We start from the raw sequence: 18,016 nt of genomic DNA on the forward strand, positions 1-18,016 counted from the left end.
TGAGGAGTCCTTTCTTTTAAAAAACTGAAAGTTAAAATGATTCTATCCAATGGAAATAGAAGGAGCGATGGACATGATACCATTTAAAAAGCCAGACGTACGTGCATTTCTAAAAACGTATTCCATTAAAACATTTGCGGTTAGTCCTGATACGAAAACCATTGTCTTTCAAGCTGATTTCACAGGAGCGCCAGAACTATGGGCGCTGGAAATAGAGAAAGGGTTTCCATACCAATTGACAACGATTGGTCAAAGTGTGTACGATCTACGCTTTAGTAAGGACGGTAGCTACATCCTTGCCAGTTTTGATTATGACGGTGATGAAAAACCACAAATCTATGCACTGCCTTTAAAAGGTGGGGAACTTACGCCAGTCCGAACCCTTCCAGGCACACATTTTTTTGTTCATGCCCAGTCCGAAGATGGAAAACGATTGTATTACACATCTGATGAGTCGAACAAAACGTATTTTGATATTTGTGCGTACGACATTGAAACAGAACAAGAGCGTACGTTGTTAAAAGGAGACGATGCAAGACTTTATCTATCGGCTTTGAGTGAAGATGAACAGGTATTTACATACGCTAAATTTTACAGCAATACATCGATTGTTGGGTACTTATGGAAAAATGGAGAAAGTGAGCCATTGATTCCTGGTGCTGATAATGAGCATGTGACAGGGGATAGTACGTTAGGAAAAGATGGAACCGTTTATTTCTCAACGAATGCAGGAGAAGAGTTTAGCTATCTTGCTCGGTACAACCGAAAGTCAAAGACATTCGAAAAAGTGTTCCAACTCGATCAAGAATCGATAAAAAGCGTACTTCTATCAAAGGATGAATCCAGCTTATACGTCGTGGCTTCAGCGGGTGTACAAGATAAATGTTATTCTTTTGACATTGAAACAGGTACCTCTAATGAGGTTTCATTGCCCGTCACTATTGTGGAAAAGCTGACAATGACAAATTCAGGAGAACTCATTGTGCTCGGTTCAACACCGACTAAACCGAAAAATATCTATCGATACATGCAAAGCGAATGGATGCAGCTAACAGATGTACGGATTATGGGCTTAGAGGAAGAGCAATTAAGTGAGCCTGAAGTCATTCGCTATCCCTCATACGATGGTTTAGAAATTGAAGCGCTTCTATATCAACCACACAAAGAAAATAAGAATGGCTATACGGTGTTGCTTCCACACGGAGGGCCTCAATGGGCAGACGTATTAAGCTATGATGCACAGGCTCAAATTCTTGCTTATGAAGGCTACCAAGTATTCTCGCCAAACTATCGAGGATCGACTCGTTATGGAGCAAGCTTTACGAAGCTAGTAGAGGGGGACTGGGGAGAGGGTCCACGTCTTGATATCCTTGAGGGATTAGATTATTTAGAATCAAAGGACCAACTACAATCAGACAAGGTTATCGTCTTAGGTGGGAGTTACGGTGGATACATGACTTTATTGCTTCACGGACGCCATCCAGAACGGTTTCAAGCAGCGGTGGATATTTGTGGGGTTTCCAATTTATTTAGCTTTATTGAAACGGTACCTGAATCGTGGAAACCAATCATGGATCGTTGGGTTGGTCATCCAGAGCGAGATAAGGACCGTTTGGTAAAAGATTCACCTATTACCTATCTGGAGAAAATGACAAAACCTATGCTCGTTGTGCAAGGTGCAAACGATCCTAGAGTAGTGAAGGAAGAATCAGATCAAATTGTAGAGGCACTTCAAAAACAAGGTACCGAAATTGAATACTTGGTATTTGATGATGAAGGGCATGGATTTACGAAAATAGAAAATCGCATTTCCCTCTATGAGACGGTAATTCGGTTTTTAAAGGAACATCTTCACGTATGAAGAGCTGGAAGCAACCAGCTCTTCTTTTAACGACAACGGGGCTTTCTTCTATTGGTGACTTTATTTATTTAATTGTTATGAACATCCTTCTTTTATCAAAATCATGTTCCTGTCACGATGATGGGGCGAGTCACAAGTATGATTCAACTTGGACAAAGTATCGGTCAAATTTTTCTCGTAATCGTAACGGGGATAACCATTGATATTCTTTCACTTCGTACAACGATTGTTGTGCTCTCTTTATTAATGGCATTTGTTGCGATAGGTTTTGCTATTCAAGTTCTTCGAAAGAAGCATCAACGCTATTTTGTTGAACAGGAAGCGGAATAGTTGGACAACCTCAAAAGGGGTTGCTGTTTGCGTTTAACCAGAATAAAAAAAGGGGAGAAGGTGTAGAAACGAGCGAAGGAGGTCGTGTTTTATGACTACAATAAAAAAGCAAGATGCCAAAGCATATGTTGACCAGGTTATTGATCAAGTGAAAGAAAAAAATCAGAGTCAGCCTGAATTTTATCAAGCGGTGCAAGAAGTAGCGAAGTCTCTTATTCCATTGTTCGAGCAATCACCTCACTATATGGATTATGCCATTTTAGAACGAATGGTGGAACCAGACAGACTGATATCATTTCGGGTGGCGTGGACGGATGACGATGGAAAGATTCACGTAAACCGTGGCTATCGCGTTCAGTTCAACAATGCGATCGGTCCCTATAAGGGCGGTCTACGCTTTGATCCATCCGTAAATGAAAGTGTTGTGAAGTTTCTTGGATTCGATCAAATTTTTAAAAATGCGTTAACCGATCAAGCAATTGGTGGTGGAAAAGGTGGGGCAGACTTTGATCCAAAAGGGAAATCTGATATGGAAATTATGCGCTTCACACAGAGTTTTATGAACGAGTTGTCCAAGTATATTGGACCAAACGTGGATGTTCCTGCTGGAGATATTGGGGTGGGAGGACGTGAGATTGATTATATGGTCGGTCAATACAAGCGACTACGTGGTGCCTTTGAAAAAGGAGCTTTCACAGGTAAAGGAATAGAGGTAGGCGGGAGTTTAATGCGTACCGAATCTACAGGATATGGTGCGGTTTACTTTGCTGAAGAGATGCTGAAAGATGAACAGGACAAGCTAGAAGGAAAGCGCATCATCGTCTCTGGGGCTGGTAAAGTCTCTTTATATGCAATGGAAAAGGCAGTTGACTTAGGGGCAGTTGTTGTAGCTTGCAGTGATTCAAGCGGGTATATTTATAAGGAAGAAGGATTAGATGTTAAAACGATTAAGCAAGTAAAAGAGCAAGAGCGCAAGCCCATTTCGGCTTATCTTGATCATGATCAAGATGCAACCTATAACGAGGAAGACCGTATGTGGAACCTGTCCTGTGACCTTGCTTTTCCTTGTGCCACTCAAAATGAATTAGATGAAGACGATGCAAAAGCTCTTGTTCAGAATGGCGTCATAGCTGTGATAGAGGGTGCGAATATGCCTTGTACAGAAAAAGCCATTACGTATTTTCAGAAACACACGATTAAATTCGGTCCTGGTAAAGCAGCGAATGCTGGTGGCGTGGCGGTTTCCGCTTTAGAAATGGCGCAAAACAGTTCAAGAGTTTATTGGTCTTTCGAAGAGATTGATAACATGTTACAAGAGATTATGGCAAGTATTTATGAGAAAAGTGCTACTGCTGCAAAGGAATTTGACTTAGAAGGAGATTTCATAGCTGGTGCAAATATTGCCGCATTTAGAAAAGTCGCTGATGTGATGGTCGCCCAAGGAATTATCTAATTTTATCGGAAGCAGGAGATTAATGATACCCATCATCATTAATCTTTTTTAATGTGACATGAACTGTCATCATTTTCGGATAGACTAAACGTATCGAACAAAAGGAGTTGGTAGAAAGTGACTAAACGGAAGGTGATTTTGTTTATTGCGACAAGTTTGGATGGGTATATAGCGACAAAAGAAGAGAAGCTAGATTGGTTATTTGCAGTAGAAGGAGAAGGTGATAATGGTTTTTCGAATTTTTACCAAACTGTAGACACTGTTGTGATGGGGCGTAAAACGTTTGATTGGATAAAGAACGAGATGGACGAATACCCTTATCAAGATAAAGAAAGCTATGTATTTACTCGTTCGAAAACTCTCGCGCATGCGCATGCTCAGTTTACAAACGAGAAAGTCAAAACGTTTTTAACGACATTGAAGCAACAAGAAGGGGAGGCCATTTGGCTAGTAGGGGGAGGCGATCTGCTTAAGACTTGCTTAGAAGAAAAATTAGTGGATGAAATCATTGTCACTGTTGCGCCAAAAATGATTGGAGAAGGGATAGCGTTGTTTCAAGAAGGGGACTATCATGTGAATTTGAACTTGTTAGGAGTGCAGACCTTTAATCAATTTGTTGAATTGCATTATAAAGTAGAGAAAGAAGCGTAAAACGTAGTGAAGAAGACTTGAACGTGTATTGTCTTCTTCTTTTTGTTTCTAACTAACTCATTTAAGTACACTTTTTAGCTACCAAAAAGGAAAAGGATAAATTGACAGCGTTTTCATTAAGTGTTATCTTCATTAATATAACGAATATTTGTTTTCCGTTTTATAAGTGTTAGTTAATAACGACGCTAGGGGGATGAGAAACAAATGTATACGCCTCACATGGAAGCCGCTAGCGAAAAGAATGACAAAAATGGCAAACAGGTGCCCTCGTAAGGACTGTAAGAGCAGTCTTTGAGAACGTCCCTTTTTACCGTGACAAATTCATACACATGGGCATTCAACCTCGAGACATTCAAACCATCTCAGACGTAACGAAACGACCATTCACAACTAAGCAAGATTTACGACATCATTACCCATTAGGCTTACTAGCTGTTCCAAGAGAGAAAATGGCACGTATTCAAGCTTCATCAGGCACAAGTGGAAAACCGACCATTGTAGCGTATACACAAAACGATCTAAACCACTGGGCTGTAATGACTGCTAGAGCAATTGTCGCAGCAGGTGGGAGGAAAACTGATTTTATACATAACGCTTATGGTTATGGTTTATTTACCGGAGGATTAGGCTTACACCGAGGGATTGAAGCCCTAGGTGCTTCTGCAATTCCGGCTTCAGGAGGTCATACAGCACGGCAGATTTTATTGTTAAAAGATTTAAAGCCAGACGGAATTTGTGCCACGCCGTCCTACATGATTAACTTGGTCGAGAACATGAAGAATTTAGGAATTGATCCAGCCTCAATTGGTTTAAAATACGGAATATTCGGTGCTGAGCCTTCCCTTCTGAAATGGAACGTGTGCTCATTGAATTAGAAAACCTTACCCCTCATTATCAAATTCACCGATTGTATGTTGGCGCATTAGAAACAGTCCGAATTCACGTAGAGGTGTGTGTTTCTCTTTATCAACAAGTGAACCACAATATGCTCATGCTCATGCAAAGGCGTTAAAGCTCGAACTTGAAAAAAAGCTGAAATCAGCCTGTCTCATTTCAATTGAAGTTGTATTGGAAGTGCCGAATGCTATACCAAGGTCAGAAGGAAAAGCAATTCGTGTAATTGACCACCGAAAGAATAAAAAGGAAGGCATTATAAAATAGTACCTTTCAAAATGGGAAGGCAAACCGAATGTTCAAGCAAATAATGTGAACAAAAAGGGTGATGAACATGTATGTTTTATCCAATGACATGACAGATGAGAATAAAATGGTTCGATTTATGCAGCGTATAGAGGCAGGTGAGAAGGTTGAAGCGAGTGATTGGATGCCTGAAGAATACCGCTTAACCTTAATTAAACTGATTTCCATGCACGGGATAAGTGAAGTTATGGGGGCGCTGCCGGAGAAAGAATGGGTACCTCGTGCACCTTCTTTACAGAGGAAGCTTGGGATTATGGCGAAAGTTCAAGACGAGATGGGTCATGGCCAATTGTTAATACGTGTCGTCGAAGATTTGATGAAGCCATATGGACGAAACCGAGCTGATTTAATGCATGATTTGTTCACCGGTAAGCTTAAGTTCCACAATGTTTTTCATATGAAAACAAAAACATGGGCAGACGCTGGCATGATTGGTTGGCTCGTAGATGGGGCAGCAATTATCACACAAACAAATATGCTAGGTGCATCTTATGGTCCTTATGCTCGCGCGTTGAAGCGGATTTGCGCTGAAGAGGTCTTTCATGCTCAACATGGAGAAGCGATTATTTTGGCTTTGGCAGAAGGAACAAAGGAACAGCGTCACATGATTCAAGAAGCTTTAAATCGCTGGTGGGAGCCGTTACTTATGTTCTTTGGGCCAGCTAGTAAAGAAACAACAGGGTCCTCTAAACAAGATGTCACCATCAAATATAAAATTCGTACCGATACAAATGAGCAGTTACGGCAACGTTTTTTAACAAAGTATATTCCTCGAGTACGGGCGCTAGGTCTTACGATACCAGACTCCACACTTGCATTCCATGAAGATAAAAACGGCTGGGTTTATAAACAACCTGACTGGAATGAATTTAAGAAAATTACACGGAATGAAGGCCCGTCTTCACAAGAACGATTGAATTTACGACGAGTATCATACGACAATCATGCATGGGTTAGACGTGCACTAGCCCAATAGGGGGTCCATTTCATGAGTGACGAAAAAGGGTTTTACAAGGAGTTTGAAGTGTTTAGCAAACGAAGCGAAACGTCCCCTTTTACCCATCAGTTCAGCCTGACTGCGCCAACAAAAGAATTGGCACTCGTGATGGCGCAGGAGAACTTTATGAGAAGAGAGCCTGTTTCAGATATTTGGATTATTGAAAGAATGCATATTTACGGGCTCTCAGAAGAAGAAAAAGCCAGCCTTCAACGACTGGATAACAAAGATTATCGGAACACAAAGGGCTACGGCTATTTAAAAAAGAAATGGCATCAATATGAGCAACAGGTTTTGGATGAAAAAGAAATACTGTCTTGGCAAGGAGGAAAAAAGGAATGAGCGAGCATGAACTCAGTGATGTGGAAAGAGAAGCACTAACGGAGCTCCTTCTTCAGCTAGGTGACGATGATTTTATTTACGCATTTAGAGGAGCGGAGTGGTTAGGGCTTGCACCTCATATTGAAGAAGATGTCGCATCTGCTTCCATTAGTCAGAACAGTATGGGTCACGCAGTTATGTTTTACGAATTAGCAGGAACATTAGGGCTTTCGGAAGCAAATGTTCTAGCACACGGCAGAGAGGCAAATGAAAGAAAAAACAGTATATTGCTGGAACGGGTAAATGGAGAAGGCTCTTATATGGGTACACCGACATTCGACTGGGCGTACACGGTCGTCCGTAATTACTTTTATACTCTTGCTAAAAAATTGAAAATGGATGCCCTTCAACTAAGTACGTACGGTCCTCTTGTTGATGTTGCGAAAAAAGTAAACATGGAGCTTCACTATCACCTGCTGCATTGGCGCACATGGTTCATTCAGCTTTCGCAATCAACAGATGAAGCAAAAACGAGAATGACACTGGCGATAAAGAAGGTAATGCAAGATTTCGGTGATCTTATTCATTACGGTGACTGGACTGTTGAAATCGAAAAGAAAGGATACAGTGCTTCTGCAAAACAGTTGGAACAGAAATGGTTATCAATGATGAATCCAATCGTAACCTCTCTTGGTTTTGACGAGACGATTCTAGAGTATGAATTGAAACAAAACGGTCGGGATGGGCAGCATACGGAAGATTTACATCTTGCTATAGCCACATTTTCAGAAGTGTATCAAACGGATCCAGTTGCCACTTGGTAACAGTCAAAGGAGGAGGGGCTAGATGACAGCGATAATCGAAAAGAACACGGTACTCGAACAGCTGCAAAGAGTAAAAGATCCAGAGATTGATACCGTCAGTATTATCGATTTAGGCATGGTCGAACGAATCGACATATCCGTCACAACGATTGAGATTGAAGTGTTACCAACTTTCTTAGGTTGCCCGGCATTGCCGATTATACAAAAGGAGATTGAGCTCGCTCTCCTATCATTACCTGGTATCTTGTCGGTTATGGTTCGATTTGTTCACACCCCACCGTGGACGTCTGATCGGATTACGAAAAAAGGGCATGAAGGGTTGAGGGCATTTGGAATTGCCCCACCACCACTGTTTCTTGAAGCTAATGGTACATGGCATATTGATTGCCCTTATTGCATGTCCACCTATGTCACAATCGAAAATTTATTTGGGCCGACAGCTTGTCGAAGTATCGTCTATTGTAAATCATGTAAAAACCCGTTTGAAGCGATGAAGCCAGTATCAACATTGTAAGAACATGTTGTAAACATAAAGGAGAGAGATAAAGATGGCAAAATTAGTAGCATTATACAAGCAACCTGAAGATAAACGAGCATTTGATGATCACTATTTTAATGTGCATGCCCCTTTAACAGAAAAGATTCCTGGTTTAACAGAAATGAAGGTCACTACATTTACGGGTACCCCGATGGGAAAAGAGTCTCCTTATTATCTAATGTGCGAGATGACTTACAACAGTATGGATGATTTAAAAAAAGGAATGGGCTCTGATGAAGGGAAGGCATCTGGAAAAGATTTAATGTCTTTTGCTGGAAACCTTGTCACATTAATGATTAGTGAGGAACAATAATGTTGCCGTCTTTTACCTATATTCGCCATGAAGTAAAGGACGGAATTGGTTGGATTGAATTACATCGTCCAGAGCGATTAAATGCCCTTAATCGAGAGATGGTAAAAGAGATTGTTATGGCTATGGAAGCTTTTGACCACGATGATACCGTTCGGGTCGTTCTTCTGACCGGGAAAGGAAAAGCATTTTGTGCTGGAGCGGATATTGAAGAAATGGCAGACCAAACCCCAATGAAAATGGAGGTAGCGAACCAGTTTGCTGATTGGGATCGATTGGGATTGGTCAAAAAGCCAATTGTATGTGCGGTGCAAGGGCTCGTGCTAGGTGGTGGCTTTGAATTGGTTTTAAGTTGTGATTTAGTCATTGCAGAAGAACAGACAATGTTTTCCTTTCCAGAAGTTCAGCTTGGAGTTATGCCAGGAGCTGGAGGAACGCAGCGGCTCACTAAGCTTGTTGGGAAGACGAAAGCGTTAGAATGGTTATTAACAGGAGATCGAATAACAGCGCAGGAGGCAATACAACATCGCGTGATAAACAAGGTTGTTCAATCAGAACAGCTTGAAGAAGAAGCTTTTCGCTTCGCTCATACGATTGCAAAGCAGCCGGTTCTTTCCCTTCGCCTAATTAAAGAAGCGGTAGAAGTTGCTCAACACGCGTCTATCTATGAGGGGATGCAGTTTGAACGTAAGAATTTCTACTTATTGTTTGATTCATATGACCAAGAAGAAGGGATGAGCGCTTTTTTAGAAGAGCGAAAGCCTATCTTTAAAGGAAACTAGCCTATGTTACGGAGGAAGGAGCGTCGAACTAGTGGAATCCATTGCCGTTATAGGAGCTGGCATAATGGGTCGTGGCATTGCATATGTAGCCGCAAAGGCAGGTTTTGACACGAACCTTGTTGATACGAACGCAGCTAGCCTCTATCAAGCAGAAACTGCCATAAGAGAACTTATCCAAAAGGGGATTGCACGTGGCAAAATAATGGAGCACGAACAAAAGCAACTTCAACATAGGTTCACATTTACAACATCAGTCGAAGAGGCGGTAACATCTGTAGACTTAGTAATAGAAGCCGTACCTGAGAAAAGAGAGCTGAAGAAACAAGTCTTTGAACAACTAGAACGTTATGCTCCAAAAGCTTGTTTATTTGCATCCAATACATCAACAATAAGTCCAACGGAAATGGGGTCTTATGGAAATCGACCAGAAAAAACAATTGCGATGCATTTTTTTAACCCAGTTCACCAAATGAAGCTTGTTGAAATTGTTCGTGGCTTAGAAACAAGTGATGATACAGTAGCTCGTATAAAAGCGATAGCGGAAAAATTAGGCAAGGAGACTGTTATCATGAATGAGTTTCCGGGCTTTGTTACAAGTCGAATGAGTGCGCTTATCGGTAATGAGGCATTTTGTATGCTGCAAGAAGGACTTGGTACACCTGAAGAAATTGATAAAGCAATAAAGCTTGGTTTAAATTTTCCGATGGGACCATTTGAATTAGGTGACCTTGTTGGGCTTGATACGCGTTTAAATAACTTACGCTATTTACATGAGAAACTAGGAGAGAAATACCGGCCGGCACCACTACTAGAACAGTATGTGCAGGCGGGGAGGCTTGGACGAAAAACAGGAAAGGGTGTCTATAATTATACGGTGACGACATGAAAGAAGTAGTCATTGTTGATGCTGTGCGCACACCGATTGGACGTTATAAAGGATCGTTAAAAAATGTCCGTCCAGATGACTTAGGAGCTATTGTGATAAAAGCACTCATTGAACGAAATTCTTCTCTTGACCCAAGTACAATTGAAGAAGTGGTTATGGGTAACGCGAATGGCGCTGGTGAGGATAATCGGAATGTAGCCAGAATGTCTACTCTTCTGGCTGGACTGCCAGAAGAAGTGGCTGGAACAACGATTAATCGCCTTTGCGGGTCTGGTTTGGACGCCATTTTGTATGCAGCTAGGTGTATTGCTATCGGTGATGGAGATGTCTTTATTGCAGGAGGAACCGAAAGCATGACGAGGGCACCGTATGTCATGGCAAAACCGGAAGTTGACTTTCCGAGAGGACCAATGGAATTGCTTGATACTACCATCGGCTGGCGGTTTACAAACCGTTTATTGGATGAAACTTATGGCACCGATTCAATGCCAAAAACAGCTGAAACTGTTGCAGAGCGCTATAAGATTTCCCGGGAAAGACAAGATGAATTTGCTTTGATGAGTCAGGAACGAGCTCAAAGAGCACTAACTAGCAATCGATTCGCCGATGAACAGATTCCTGTTTGTTCTAAAAATCATAAAGGACAGCTGATTACAGTGAAAGAAGATGAACATCCGCGTGCCCGTACAACCATTCAAACATTACAGCAATTAAAGCCACTCTTTCCAAATGGAACGGTAACAGCCGGAAATGCTTCAGGCATCAATGATGGGGCAAGTGCGGTTTTACTAATGTCTGCGGAAAAGGCAAGAGCTTTAAAACTTACGCCTATCGCTCGTTACCGTAGTGGTGGTGTTGCTGGGGTAGAGCCAGCCGTAATGGGTATTGGCCCCATTACAGCAACAAAAAAAGCGCTTGTTCGTGCTGGTTTGAAGATGGAAGATATCGGATTAACTGAATTAAATGAGGCGTTTGCTGCTCAAACACTAGCCTGCATCAATGAATTACAACTAGACCCTAATAAAGTGAACGTAAACGGTGGAGCGATTGCACTTGGACATCCACTTGGTGCAAGCGGTGCTAGATTGGTGACGACATTGGTACATGAAATGAAACGTTCAAATGTCCAGTATGGTCTCGCCACCATGTGCGTCGGAGTTGGTCAAGGGATCGCTGCCGTATTTGAACGAATGGAGGGATAGCAGGAGAAAAGATTCACTTTTCTAACGTTTCCATAAGCGATACAATAGGAAAAAGAATCGGTTTTAAAACGGTTAGAAAGAGTGAAGTGCATGGGTGCAAATACACAATCAATGATTTTTACAGTCTTTGGTGATTACATACGCCACTATGGAAGTAAAGTGTGGATTGGTAGTTTAATTCAGTTGTTGAAGGAATTTGGCCATAATGAACAGGCCGTTCGTGTGGCGGTTTCCCGCATGGTGAAACAAGGATGGCTTCTCTCAGAAAGACGAGGTGCGAAAAGTTACTATTCATTAACTTCGAGAGGCATCGATCGAATGGATGAAGCAGGTCATCGTATATTTAAATTTGAAGATCACACATGGGATGGAAAATGGCGTATGTTGCTCTATAAAATTCCAGAGGAACAACGCCAATTACGTGATGAGCTACGAAAAGAACTCTTATGGAGTGGCTTTGGCAGTTTTTCAGCGTCGTGCTGGATCTCGCCAAATCCATTAGAAGAGCGTGTCCAAACGATGATCGACAAATATGATATTCGTGAGTATGTTGATTTCTTTGAAGCCGTTTATAAGAGTGAAGAAAACGAGAATTTAGTAGCAAAGAGCTGGCCGCTTTCTGAGATTGAAGAGAAGTATCAAACGTTTATTGAACAGTACTTACCCTCTTATCTTGAGCACCGACAAGCGATGCAAGAACAAAGACTGACAGATGCAGATTGCTTCGTCGTGCGCACGAATCTCGTGCATGAATACCGAAAATTTTTATTTATTGACCCAGGCCTTCCACGGGAACTATTGCCAGCTAGTTGGAGTGGAAGAGAAGCGAAACAATTATTTGGGCAATACTACCGCTTACTAGCGAAACCTGCAAGTCGTTTCTTTGAGTCCATCTTTGAAGTAGACAATGATTTAACTTCTAAAGAATCAAGCTATGATGCAAGTAGTCATCCATTCATTGCTAAAGAGTAGGAGGCTGTCAATGATTACAGAACGGTTGAACATTCAGTATCCCATTATTCAAGGGGGAATGGGGAATAGTAGTGACCCCATTCTCGCCGCTTCAATATCTGAGGCAGGTGGTTTAGGTACAATTGGTTGTGGAACAGACAGCGCCGATACCGTTCGTGAAAAAATTAAGGAAACAAAGCGACGAACCGCAATTCCCTTTTCTTTAAATATTCCACTCTCAATGAATGAAGAAAAAGAGCAATTGTTGGCATTAGCAATAGATGAAAGAATTCCGATCGTGTCATTATCAGCTGGTAACCCTAAAGCGTATATCCCTGTCTTAAAATGTCACGGCATTATCGTACTCTGTGTTGTTGCCTCTTTAAAACAAGCTATAAAAGCAGAGGCAGCAGGCGCAGATATTCTCGTTGTAGAGGGATTTGAGGCAGCAGGAATTAATGCTTCGACAGAAATGACAACGCTTACATTAGTTCCTTTGATTTGCGAACGTGTAGGTATTCCTGTTGTGGCGGCAGGAGGCATTGCAGATGGTCGAGGCTTAGCAGCTGTCGTCATGCTCGGAGCTGCAGGTATACAAATGGGCACTCGTTTTATTGCAACAAAAGAGGCACCTTATAGCACTAAATATAAAGAAAAGCTTTTACTGGCTGCCGATGATGCGACGGTTATCGTTGGACGCTCTCATGGTCAGGTAAGGCGAATTTTAAAAGGCTCGTACGCAGAACGACTATTACAGAATGAATCAAGGCTCAGCTTACATCATTATAAACAATGGACTTCTGAAGAGATCCATCGAATTGGTGCAATAGAGGGTGATGACGATAGAGGCTTTATGAACGGGGGCCAAATTGCAGGGATTATTAATGATCTACCGAGTGTTCAAGACTTGCTCCATCAAGTAATGAAAGAAGCACAAGAGACAATGAGAGTGAAACAGTCATGGTTTGACGCATTTAGCGTTAATTAAAAAGGTAGAAGTGCGCCGATTTGTGGAATGGAATGCTTGTTGCTCTTTTTACAGCCATAATGGTAGGCTTAATGACAAGAGAAAAGTTTTTAATAACTCTTGTTAGATAAGAAGGGAGCTTAACTATGGAAAAACAACAATGGTCCTCAAAATACGGCTTTATCTTAGCCGCTGCAGGATCAGCAATTGGGTTAGGAGCGATTTGGAAATTTCCGTACGTTGCAGGAAGTAATGGGGGAGGCGCTTTTTTCCTCATTTTTATCTTGTTTACATTACTCGTGGGATTACCGTTACTCATTGGTGAATTTGTCATCGGACGTAGTACACAAAAGAATGCCGTTGATTCATACAAAACGATAGCACCAGGAACTGCGTGGCATCGTCTAGGAAACCTTGGTATGATTACAGCGTTTTTATTGCTGTCTTTCTATAGTGTAGTAGGTGGCTGGATTGTCATTTATATATGGAAAGTAATAACTGGTGAGTTAGCAGGGTTAGACGGCGAAGCATACGGCGCCATTTTAAATCAAACCATAGCAGACCCATTTCTTGTAATTGTCGGTCATTTGTTCTTTATGCTATTCGTCATTATTGTTGTAGCGAAAGGTGTTCAAGCTGGAATTGAAAAAGCAAGTGTGATTATGATGCCGGCATTATTTATTTTATTCCTTGTAATAGTCGTTCGCTCCGTGACGTTAGACGGTGCAATGGAAGGAATTGAGTTCCTACTTATTCCTGATTTTAGTCAATTAACGAGTGATGGTGTGTTATTCGCAATGGGGCAGTCATTCTTTGCCTTAAGCCTAGGGATTTCAGTAATGGTCACGTATAGCTCCTACTTATCGAAAGAAGAGAATTTAATACAGTCCGCCAGTGCAATTGTTATTATGAACTTTATCGTTGCACTTCTTGCAGGGTTAGCCATTTTTCCAGCTGTATTTTCTTTCGGTCTAAGTCCTGATGAAGGTCCAGCACTAATCTTTGCCGTCTTGCCAACTGTATTTAGCCAGATGCCTTTTGGAATGGGCTTTCTCCTTATTTTTCTTATCTTGTTTTTATTCGCTGCCCTTACTTCTGCATTCTCCATGCTTGAAATTATCGTGGCAGCACAAACAAGAGGTGATGTAAATAAGCGTAAAAAGTCTGCTTGGATCATTGGTCTTGCGATCTTTATTGTTGGCATACCATCTGCTTTATCGTATGGCATCTGGTCTGAATTCACGATCTTCGGCCAAATCTTTTTTGATGCGGTAGATTTTCTAGTGAGCAACATTCTATTACCAGTAGGAGCATTATTAATTGCGATCTTTATTCCGTTACGTATGAAAAAAGAAGTACTCTATGCAGAGTTTAGCGCTGGGAATGGAGCGGGTCGTAGATTATTTGCTGCGTGGCTACTGTTTATTCGAATCGTTGTACCATTTGCGATTGTGCTAGTGTTTCTGCATGCTTTAGGCATTTTTGATTGGTTAATTGACGTAATGAAAGGATGAATCATGATGGAATTAACTAGAGATCAAGCACGAATGCAATGGGATATCTTTCATGAAATGTCTGAACACGAACAGGTTGTTTTTTGCAACGATAAGGAAAGTGGATTAAAAGCAATTATTGCCATTCATGATACAACTCTCGGCCCCGCCCTAGGCGGGTGCCGAATGTATCCTTATCGAACGACTGAAGAAGCATTAGAAGATGTGCTGCGTTTATCTAGAGGTATGACGAAGAAATGTGCAGCTGCCGATGTAGATTTTGGTGGTGGGAAAGCAGTAATCATCGGCGACCCTGCTAGTGATAAATCACCAGAATTATTTCGAGCGTTTGGTCAATTTGTTGAATCCCTAAATGGTCGATTTTACACGGGGACAGACATGGGAACAACAATGGAGGATTTTGTCCATGCGATGAAAGAAACCCGCTGTATCGTTGGTGTGCCCGAAGAATTTGGTGGGAGCGGTGATTCTTCCGTACCGACAGCAGAAGGCGTAATGAATAGTTTAAAGGCGGTTAATCATGTGTTAGTTGGGCATCAAGATTTAACAGGTAAAACGTATGCTATACAAGGGTTAGGGAAAGTAGGCTATAAAGTCGCAATCGCATTATTGCGAGCAGGTGCTAATTTGTACGTCTCAAATTTACAGCCGGAAGCGTGTTTAGACATACAAGCGGTTGGCAAGACCCTCGGACAACGTGTTGATATTGTCACTGGTGATGCCATCTTTGATGTCAAAGCGGATGTGTTCGTTCCATGCGCACGAGGAGGTATTATTAATGATCAAACCATTCCTCGATTTAATGTTCTTGCAATTGCCGGTTCTGCCAATAATCAGTTAATGGATGTACGACATGCAGATATGCTCAATCAAAGAGGTATTCTTTATGCACCTGATTATATTGTTAACGGTGGTGGTCTTATTCAAGTGGCTGATGAATTGTATGGTAGTAATAAGAAACGAGTTCAAGTCAAAACACATGCCATTTTTCATACATTGGTTGATTTGTTAACGACGGCAAAAGAAAAGCAACTATCGTCAGAAACAGCAGCCGAACAATTTATTAAACAAAGAATCGTGTGCCGATCAAAGCGAAATCATTTCTTTACAGGACATTTACGTCCAAAGTGGGCTATTCGTCAAGAGAAAGGGATGTTTTAAATGAATCGATTTCCACTCGTCCAGTCAGTTGATCAAGATGGAAAATGGGTAAGTCAAGAAGAGAAGATAGAGGGTACTTTAATAAAGTCGTTTTACCGTCATATGCTACGGGTTCGGACATTCGATAAAAAGGCAGTCACCTTACAGCGGCAAGGAAGATTAGGCACCTATGCTTTATTTGAAGGACAGGAAGCGGCTCAAGTTGGAAGCGCTCTCGCCTTAAAAGATCACGATTGGCTATTTCCAACGTACCGTGATCATGGAGCGACCTTGACGTTTGGCGCCGATATGGTTCGAACATTTTTATACTGGAATGGACGAACAGAAGGCTGTGTTCCTCCTGAAGGGAAACGAATTTTTCCACCTGCAGTTCCAATTGCAACGCAAATTCCTCATGCCGTTGGCGCAGGGATGACAGAAAAACGAAAAGGATCTGAGGCTATTTCAATTGCGTATTTTGGAGACGGTGCCACATCAGAAGGCGATTTTCATGAAGGGCTTAATTTTGGAAGCGTTTTCAAAACACCAACACTCTTCTTTTGCCAAAATAATGGATATGCAATTTCAGTTCCAATCGAAAAGCAAATGAACTCAGAGACTATTGCCCAGAAAGCTGATGCTTATGGGATACCTGGTGTACGTGTTGATGGAAATGATTGCGTCGCTGTTTATCAGACAGTTAAAAAAGCGGCAGAGCGAGCTAGAGCAGGGGAAGGACCAACGTTAATTGAAGCGTTGACGTGGCGGTATGGAGCCCATACAACGGCAGATGACCCAAGTAAATACCGGGATCAATCGATAAGTGATGAGCGAAGAGTAACAACAGACCCCTTAACAAGGCTTGCACTTTATATGAAACGAGAGCGCATTTGGGATGAACAATGGGCTAGTCACATCGAGAAAGAGCTGAAAGAAGAAATTAATGACGCAGTTGATAAGATGGAGGCGTTTGCAAAACCCGATATCAATAATGTATTTGACCATGTGTTTGCAACTCCAGTTTGGCCCATTACAGAACAGAAGGAACGCTATTTAAAGCATGTAAAAGGGGTGAGCAGTTGATGGAAGCGACGAAAGCGCAACAGACACGGTCGATGACGATGGTGCAGGCGGTGAATGATGCATTAAGAGTTGCTCTTGAACAGGACGAAACGGTTCTGTTACTTGGAGAAGACATCGGCCGCAATGGAGGTGTTTTCCGTGCAACAGATGGGTTACAAGCACAATTTGGTGAGGAGCGCGTCATTGATACGCCTCTAAGTGAAGCAGGGATTGTAGGGACGGCTGTTGGTCTAGCTGTATCAGGATCAAAACCAATCGTGGAAATACAGTTTATGGGGTTTGTCTATCCGGCTTATGAGCAAATCATGACACATGTATCCCGAATTCGCATGCGTTCTCTCAGTCATTACACTGTACCAATGGTCATTCGTGCTCCTTATGGCGCCGGTATTCGTGCTCCCGAGATCCATTCGGATTCAATGGAAGCATTGTTCACTCATATGCCAGGAATAAAAGTCGTCTGTCCATCAACACCAACAGAAGCAAAAGGATTGTTGCTTGCAGCTTTAAGAGACCCAGATCCAGTTTTAATGATGGAACCTCTTCGATTATATCGAGGTGAAAAAGAAGACGTGGCTTTGAATCATTATGAAACCGACATTGGAAAAGCAACTAAACTTAGTGAAGGGAAGGATGTCACGTTACTTGCATGGGGAGCCATGGTTGCTGTAGTGAAAAAAGCAGCTGCAGCAGTTGCTGAAGAAGGGATAGCCTGTGATGTCATTGATCTACGCACACTCTTCCCGCTAGACAAGGACACGATTGCAGAGTCGGTTCAGAAAACAGGCCGTGCAGTTGTTGTTCATGAGGCTCACGCAACAGGAGGGTTAGGGAATGACCTTGTAAGTGTAATAAACGATACCTCCTTTCTGTCAATGCGCTCTCCTATAGAGCGAGTTACAGGATTTGACGTACCTGTTCCTATTGGGTCTTTAGAGGATCATTATATTCCGAGCGTTTCGAGGGTAGTGGAAGCCATTCATAAAACGGTTCAGTTTTAAGAAAG

21 protein-coding genes are annotated in these 18,016 nt (G+C 42.0%); all 21 read left to right on the forward strand.

Going from position 1 to position 18,016, the window contains the following annotated elements; all coding sequences use genetic code 11:
* Nucleotides 1-73 precede the first annotated feature (73 nt).
* Entirely contained in the window at nt 74-1,861 is a 1,788-nt protein-coding gene (locus FPV17_RS04700; RefSeq protein ID WP_186370734.1) for a S9 family peptidase, read from the forward strand.
* 138 nt (nt 1,862-1,999) lie between these two features.
* A complete protein-coding gene (locus FPV17_RS04705) occupies nt 2,000-2,191 on the forward strand; it encodes a hypothetical protein (RefSeq protein ID WP_035393034.1) in 192 nt (63 codons plus the stop codon).
* Between the two features lie 91 nt (nt 2,192-2,282).
* On the forward strand, nt 2,283-3,644 hold the full coding sequence (gene gdhA / locus FPV17_RS04710) for an NADP-specific glutamate dehydrogenase (RefSeq protein ID WP_144558323.1): 1,362 nt from the start codon (nt 2,283-2,285) through the stop codon (nt 3,642-3,644).
* 117 nt (nt 3,645-3,761) lie between these two features.
* Complete coding sequence (locus tag FPV17_RS04715; RefSeq protein ID WP_035393032.1) at nt 3,762-4,295, forward strand: dihydrofolate reductase family protein; 534 nt, start codon at nt 3,762-3,764, stop codon at nt 4,293-4,295.
* 329 nt (nt 4,296-4,624) lie between these two features.
* Nucleotides 4,625-5,170, forward strand: coding sequence for a phenylacetate--CoA ligase family protein (locus FPV17_RS22160; RefSeq protein ID WP_246117129.1), 546 nt, complete (start codon nt 4,625-4,627; stop codon nt 5,168-5,170).
* Nucleotides 5,146-5,307, forward strand: coding sequence for an acyl-CoA synthetase family protein (locus FPV17_RS22360; RefSeq protein WP_281284331.1), 162 nt, complete (start codon nt 5,146-5,148; stop codon nt 5,305-5,307). Before FPV17_RS22160 ends, FPV17_RS22360 begins: the two co-directional genes overlap by 25 nt.
* Nucleotides 5,247-5,456, forward strand: a complete 210-nt coding sequence (locus FPV17_RS22165; protein ID WP_281284332.1) for an acyl-CoA synthetase family protein — start codon at nt 5,247-5,249, stop codon at nt 5,454-5,456. Before FPV17_RS22360 ends, FPV17_RS22165 begins: the two co-directional genes overlap by 61 nt.
* A 61-nt stretch (nt 5,457-5,517) precedes the next feature.
* The gene (gene paaA, locus FPV17_RS04725) at nt 5,518-6,471 is read left to right on the forward strand and encodes a 1,2-phenylacetyl-CoA epoxidase subunit PaaA (protein WP_437183308.1); all 954 of its coding nucleotides are present in this window, start codon (nt 5,518-5,520) and stop codon (nt 6,469-6,471) included.
* 12 nt (nt 6,472-6,483) lie between these two features.
* Complete coding sequence (gene paaB / locus FPV17_RS04730; protein WP_144558325.1) at nt 6,484-6,834, forward strand: 1,2-phenylacetyl-CoA epoxidase subunit PaaB; 351 nt, start codon at nt 6,484-6,486, stop codon at nt 6,832-6,834.
* A complete protein-coding gene (gene paaC / locus FPV17_RS04735; RefSeq protein ID WP_144558326.1) occupies nt 6,831-7,637 on the forward strand; it encodes a 1,2-phenylacetyl-CoA epoxidase subunit PaaC in 807 nt (268 codons plus the stop codon). Before paaB ends, paaC begins: the two co-directional genes overlap by 4 nt.
* A gap of 22 nt (nt 7,638-7,659) precedes the next feature.
* Nucleotides 7,660-8,151, forward strand: a complete 492-nt coding sequence (paaD, locus tag FPV17_RS04740; protein ID WP_144558327.1) for a 1,2-phenylacetyl-CoA epoxidase subunit PaaD — start codon at nt 7,660-7,662, stop codon at nt 8,149-8,151.
* A gap of 34 nt (nt 8,152-8,185) precedes the next feature.
* A complete protein-coding gene (locus FPV17_RS04745; protein WP_035393030.1) occupies nt 8,186-8,488 on the forward strand; it encodes an EthD family reductase in 303 nt (100 codons plus the stop codon).
* A 2-nt stretch (nt 8,489-8,490) separates the two neighbouring features.
* Complete coding sequence (locus tag FPV17_RS04750; protein ID WP_437183323.1) at nt 8,491-9,267, forward strand: enoyl-CoA hydratase/isomerase family protein; 777 nt, start codon at nt 8,491-8,493, stop codon at nt 9,265-9,267.
* Nucleotides 9,268-9,298: 31 nt separating this feature from the next.
* Complete coding sequence (locus tag FPV17_RS04755) at nt 9,299-10,153, forward strand: 3-hydroxyacyl-CoA dehydrogenase (RefSeq protein ID WP_274272056.1); 855 nt, start codon at nt 9,299-9,301, stop codon at nt 10,151-10,153.
* On the forward strand, nt 10,150-11,355 hold the full coding sequence (locus FPV17_RS04760) for an acetyl-CoA C-acyltransferase (protein ID WP_144558329.1): 1,206 nt from the start codon (nt 10,150-10,152) through the stop codon (nt 11,353-11,355). Before FPV17_RS04755 ends, FPV17_RS04760 begins: the two co-directional genes overlap by 4 nt.
* A 90-nt stretch (nt 11,356-11,445) precedes the next feature.
* Nucleotides 11,446-12,327: a phenylacetic acid degradation operon negative regulatory protein PaaX gene (gene paaX, locus FPV17_RS04765; RefSeq protein WP_144558330.1), complete on the forward strand. Its 882-nt coding sequence runs from the start codon at nt 11,446-11,448 to the stop codon at nt 12,325-12,327.
* A 10-nt stretch (nt 12,328-12,337) separates the two neighbouring features.
* Complete coding sequence (locus FPV17_RS04770; protein WP_144558331.1) at nt 12,338-13,294, forward strand: NAD(P)H-dependent flavin oxidoreductase; 957 nt, start codon at nt 12,338-12,340, stop codon at nt 13,292-13,294.
* A gap of 125 nt (nt 13,295-13,419) precedes the next feature.
* On the forward strand, nt 13,420-14,787 hold the full coding sequence (locus FPV17_RS04775) for a sodium-dependent transporter (RefSeq protein ID WP_060704842.1): 1,368 nt from the start codon (nt 13,420-13,422) through the stop codon (nt 14,785-14,787).
* A gap of 6 nt (nt 14,788-14,793) precedes the next feature.
* Nucleotides 14,794-15,948 (forward strand): Leu/Phe/Val dehydrogenase, encoded by a 1,155-nt coding sequence (locus FPV17_RS04780; protein WP_144560416.1) that lies wholly within the window; start codon nt 14,794-14,796, stop codon nt 15,946-15,948.
* Nucleotides 15,949-17,010, forward strand: coding sequence for a pyruvate dehydrogenase (acetyl-transferring) E1 component subunit alpha (gene pdhA, locus FPV17_RS04785; RefSeq protein WP_035393027.1), 1,062 nt, complete (start codon nt 15,949-15,951; stop codon nt 17,008-17,010).
* Nucleotides 17,010-18,011 carry an alpha-ketoacid dehydrogenase subunit beta gene (locus FPV17_RS04790; RefSeq protein WP_035393026.1) on the forward strand — a complete coding sequence of 334 codons (1,002 nt, stop codon included), beginning with the start codon at nt 17,010-17,012 and terminating at the stop codon, nt 18,009-18,011. Before pdhA ends, FPV17_RS04790 begins: the two co-directional genes overlap by 1 nt.
* Nucleotides 18,012-18,016: the final 5 nt, after the last annotated feature.

The sequence above is a fragment of the Shouchella miscanthi genome (genome assembly GCF_007725405.1).
Lineage (GTDB): Bacteria > Bacillota > Bacilli > Bacillales > Bacillaceae_D > Shouchella > Shouchella hunanensis.

Excerpts from the sequence above, each read along its gene's own strand:
- FPV17_RS04700 (WP_186370734.1), top strand. The coding sequence starts at position 74 with ATGATACCATTTAAAAAGCCAGACGTACGTGCATTTCTAAAAACGTAT.
- FPV17_RS04705 (WP_035393034.1), top strand. The coding sequence starts at position 2,000 with ATGATTCAACTTGGACAAAGTATCGGTCAAATTTTTCTCGTAATCGTA.
- gdhA (WP_144558323.1), top strand. The coding sequence starts at position 2,283 with ATGACTACAATAAAAAAGCAAGATGCCAAAGCATATGTTGACCAGGTT.
- FPV17_RS22160 (WP_246117129.1), top strand. The coding sequence starts at position 4,625 with ATGGGCATTCAACCTCGAGACATTCAAACCATCTCAGACGTAACGAAA.
- FPV17_RS22360 (WP_281284331.1), top strand. The coding sequence starts at position 5,146 with ATGGAACGTGTGCTCATTGAATTAGAAAACCTTACCCCTCATTATCAA.
- paaA (WP_437183308.1), top strand. The coding sequence starts at position 5,518 with ATGAACATGTATGTTTTATCCAATGACATGACAGATGAGAATAAAATG.
- paaB (WP_144558325.1), top strand. The coding sequence starts at position 6,484 with ATGAGTGACGAAAAAGGGTTTTACAAGGAGTTTGAAGTGTTTAGCAAA.
- paaC (WP_144558326.1), top strand. The coding sequence starts at position 6,831 with ATGAGCGAGCATGAACTCAGTGATGTGGAAAGAGAAGCACTAACGGAG.
- paaD (WP_144558327.1), top strand. The coding sequence starts at position 7,660 with ATGACAGCGATAATCGAAAAGAACACGGTACTCGAACAGCTGCAAAGA.
- FPV17_RS04745 (WP_035393030.1), top strand. The coding sequence starts at position 8,186 with ATGGCAAAATTAGTAGCATTATACAAGCAACCTGAAGATAAACGAGCA.
- FPV17_RS04760 (WP_144558329.1), top strand. The coding sequence starts at position 10,150 with ATGAAAGAAGTAGTCATTGTTGATGCTGTGCGCACACCGATTGGACGT.
- paaX (WP_144558330.1), top strand. The coding sequence starts at position 11,446 with ATGGGTGCAAATACACAATCAATGATTTTTACAGTCTTTGGTGATTAC.
- FPV17_RS04770 (WP_144558331.1), top strand. The coding sequence starts at position 12,338 with ATGATTACAGAACGGTTGAACATTCAGTATCCCATTATTCAAGGGGGA.
- FPV17_RS04775 (WP_060704842.1), top strand. The coding sequence starts at position 13,420 with ATGGAAAAACAACAATGGTCCTCAAAATACGGCTTTATCTTAGCCGCT.
- FPV17_RS04780 (WP_144560416.1), top strand. The coding sequence starts at position 14,794 with ATGGAATTAACTAGAGATCAAGCACGAATGCAATGGGATATCTTTCAT.
- pdhA (WP_035393027.1), top strand. The coding sequence starts at position 15,949 with ATGAATCGATTTCCACTCGTCCAGTCAGTTGATCAAGATGGAAAATGG.
- FPV17_RS04790 (WP_035393026.1), top strand. The coding sequence starts at position 17,010 with ATGGAAGCGACGAAAGCGCAACAGACACGGTCGATGACGATGGTGCAG.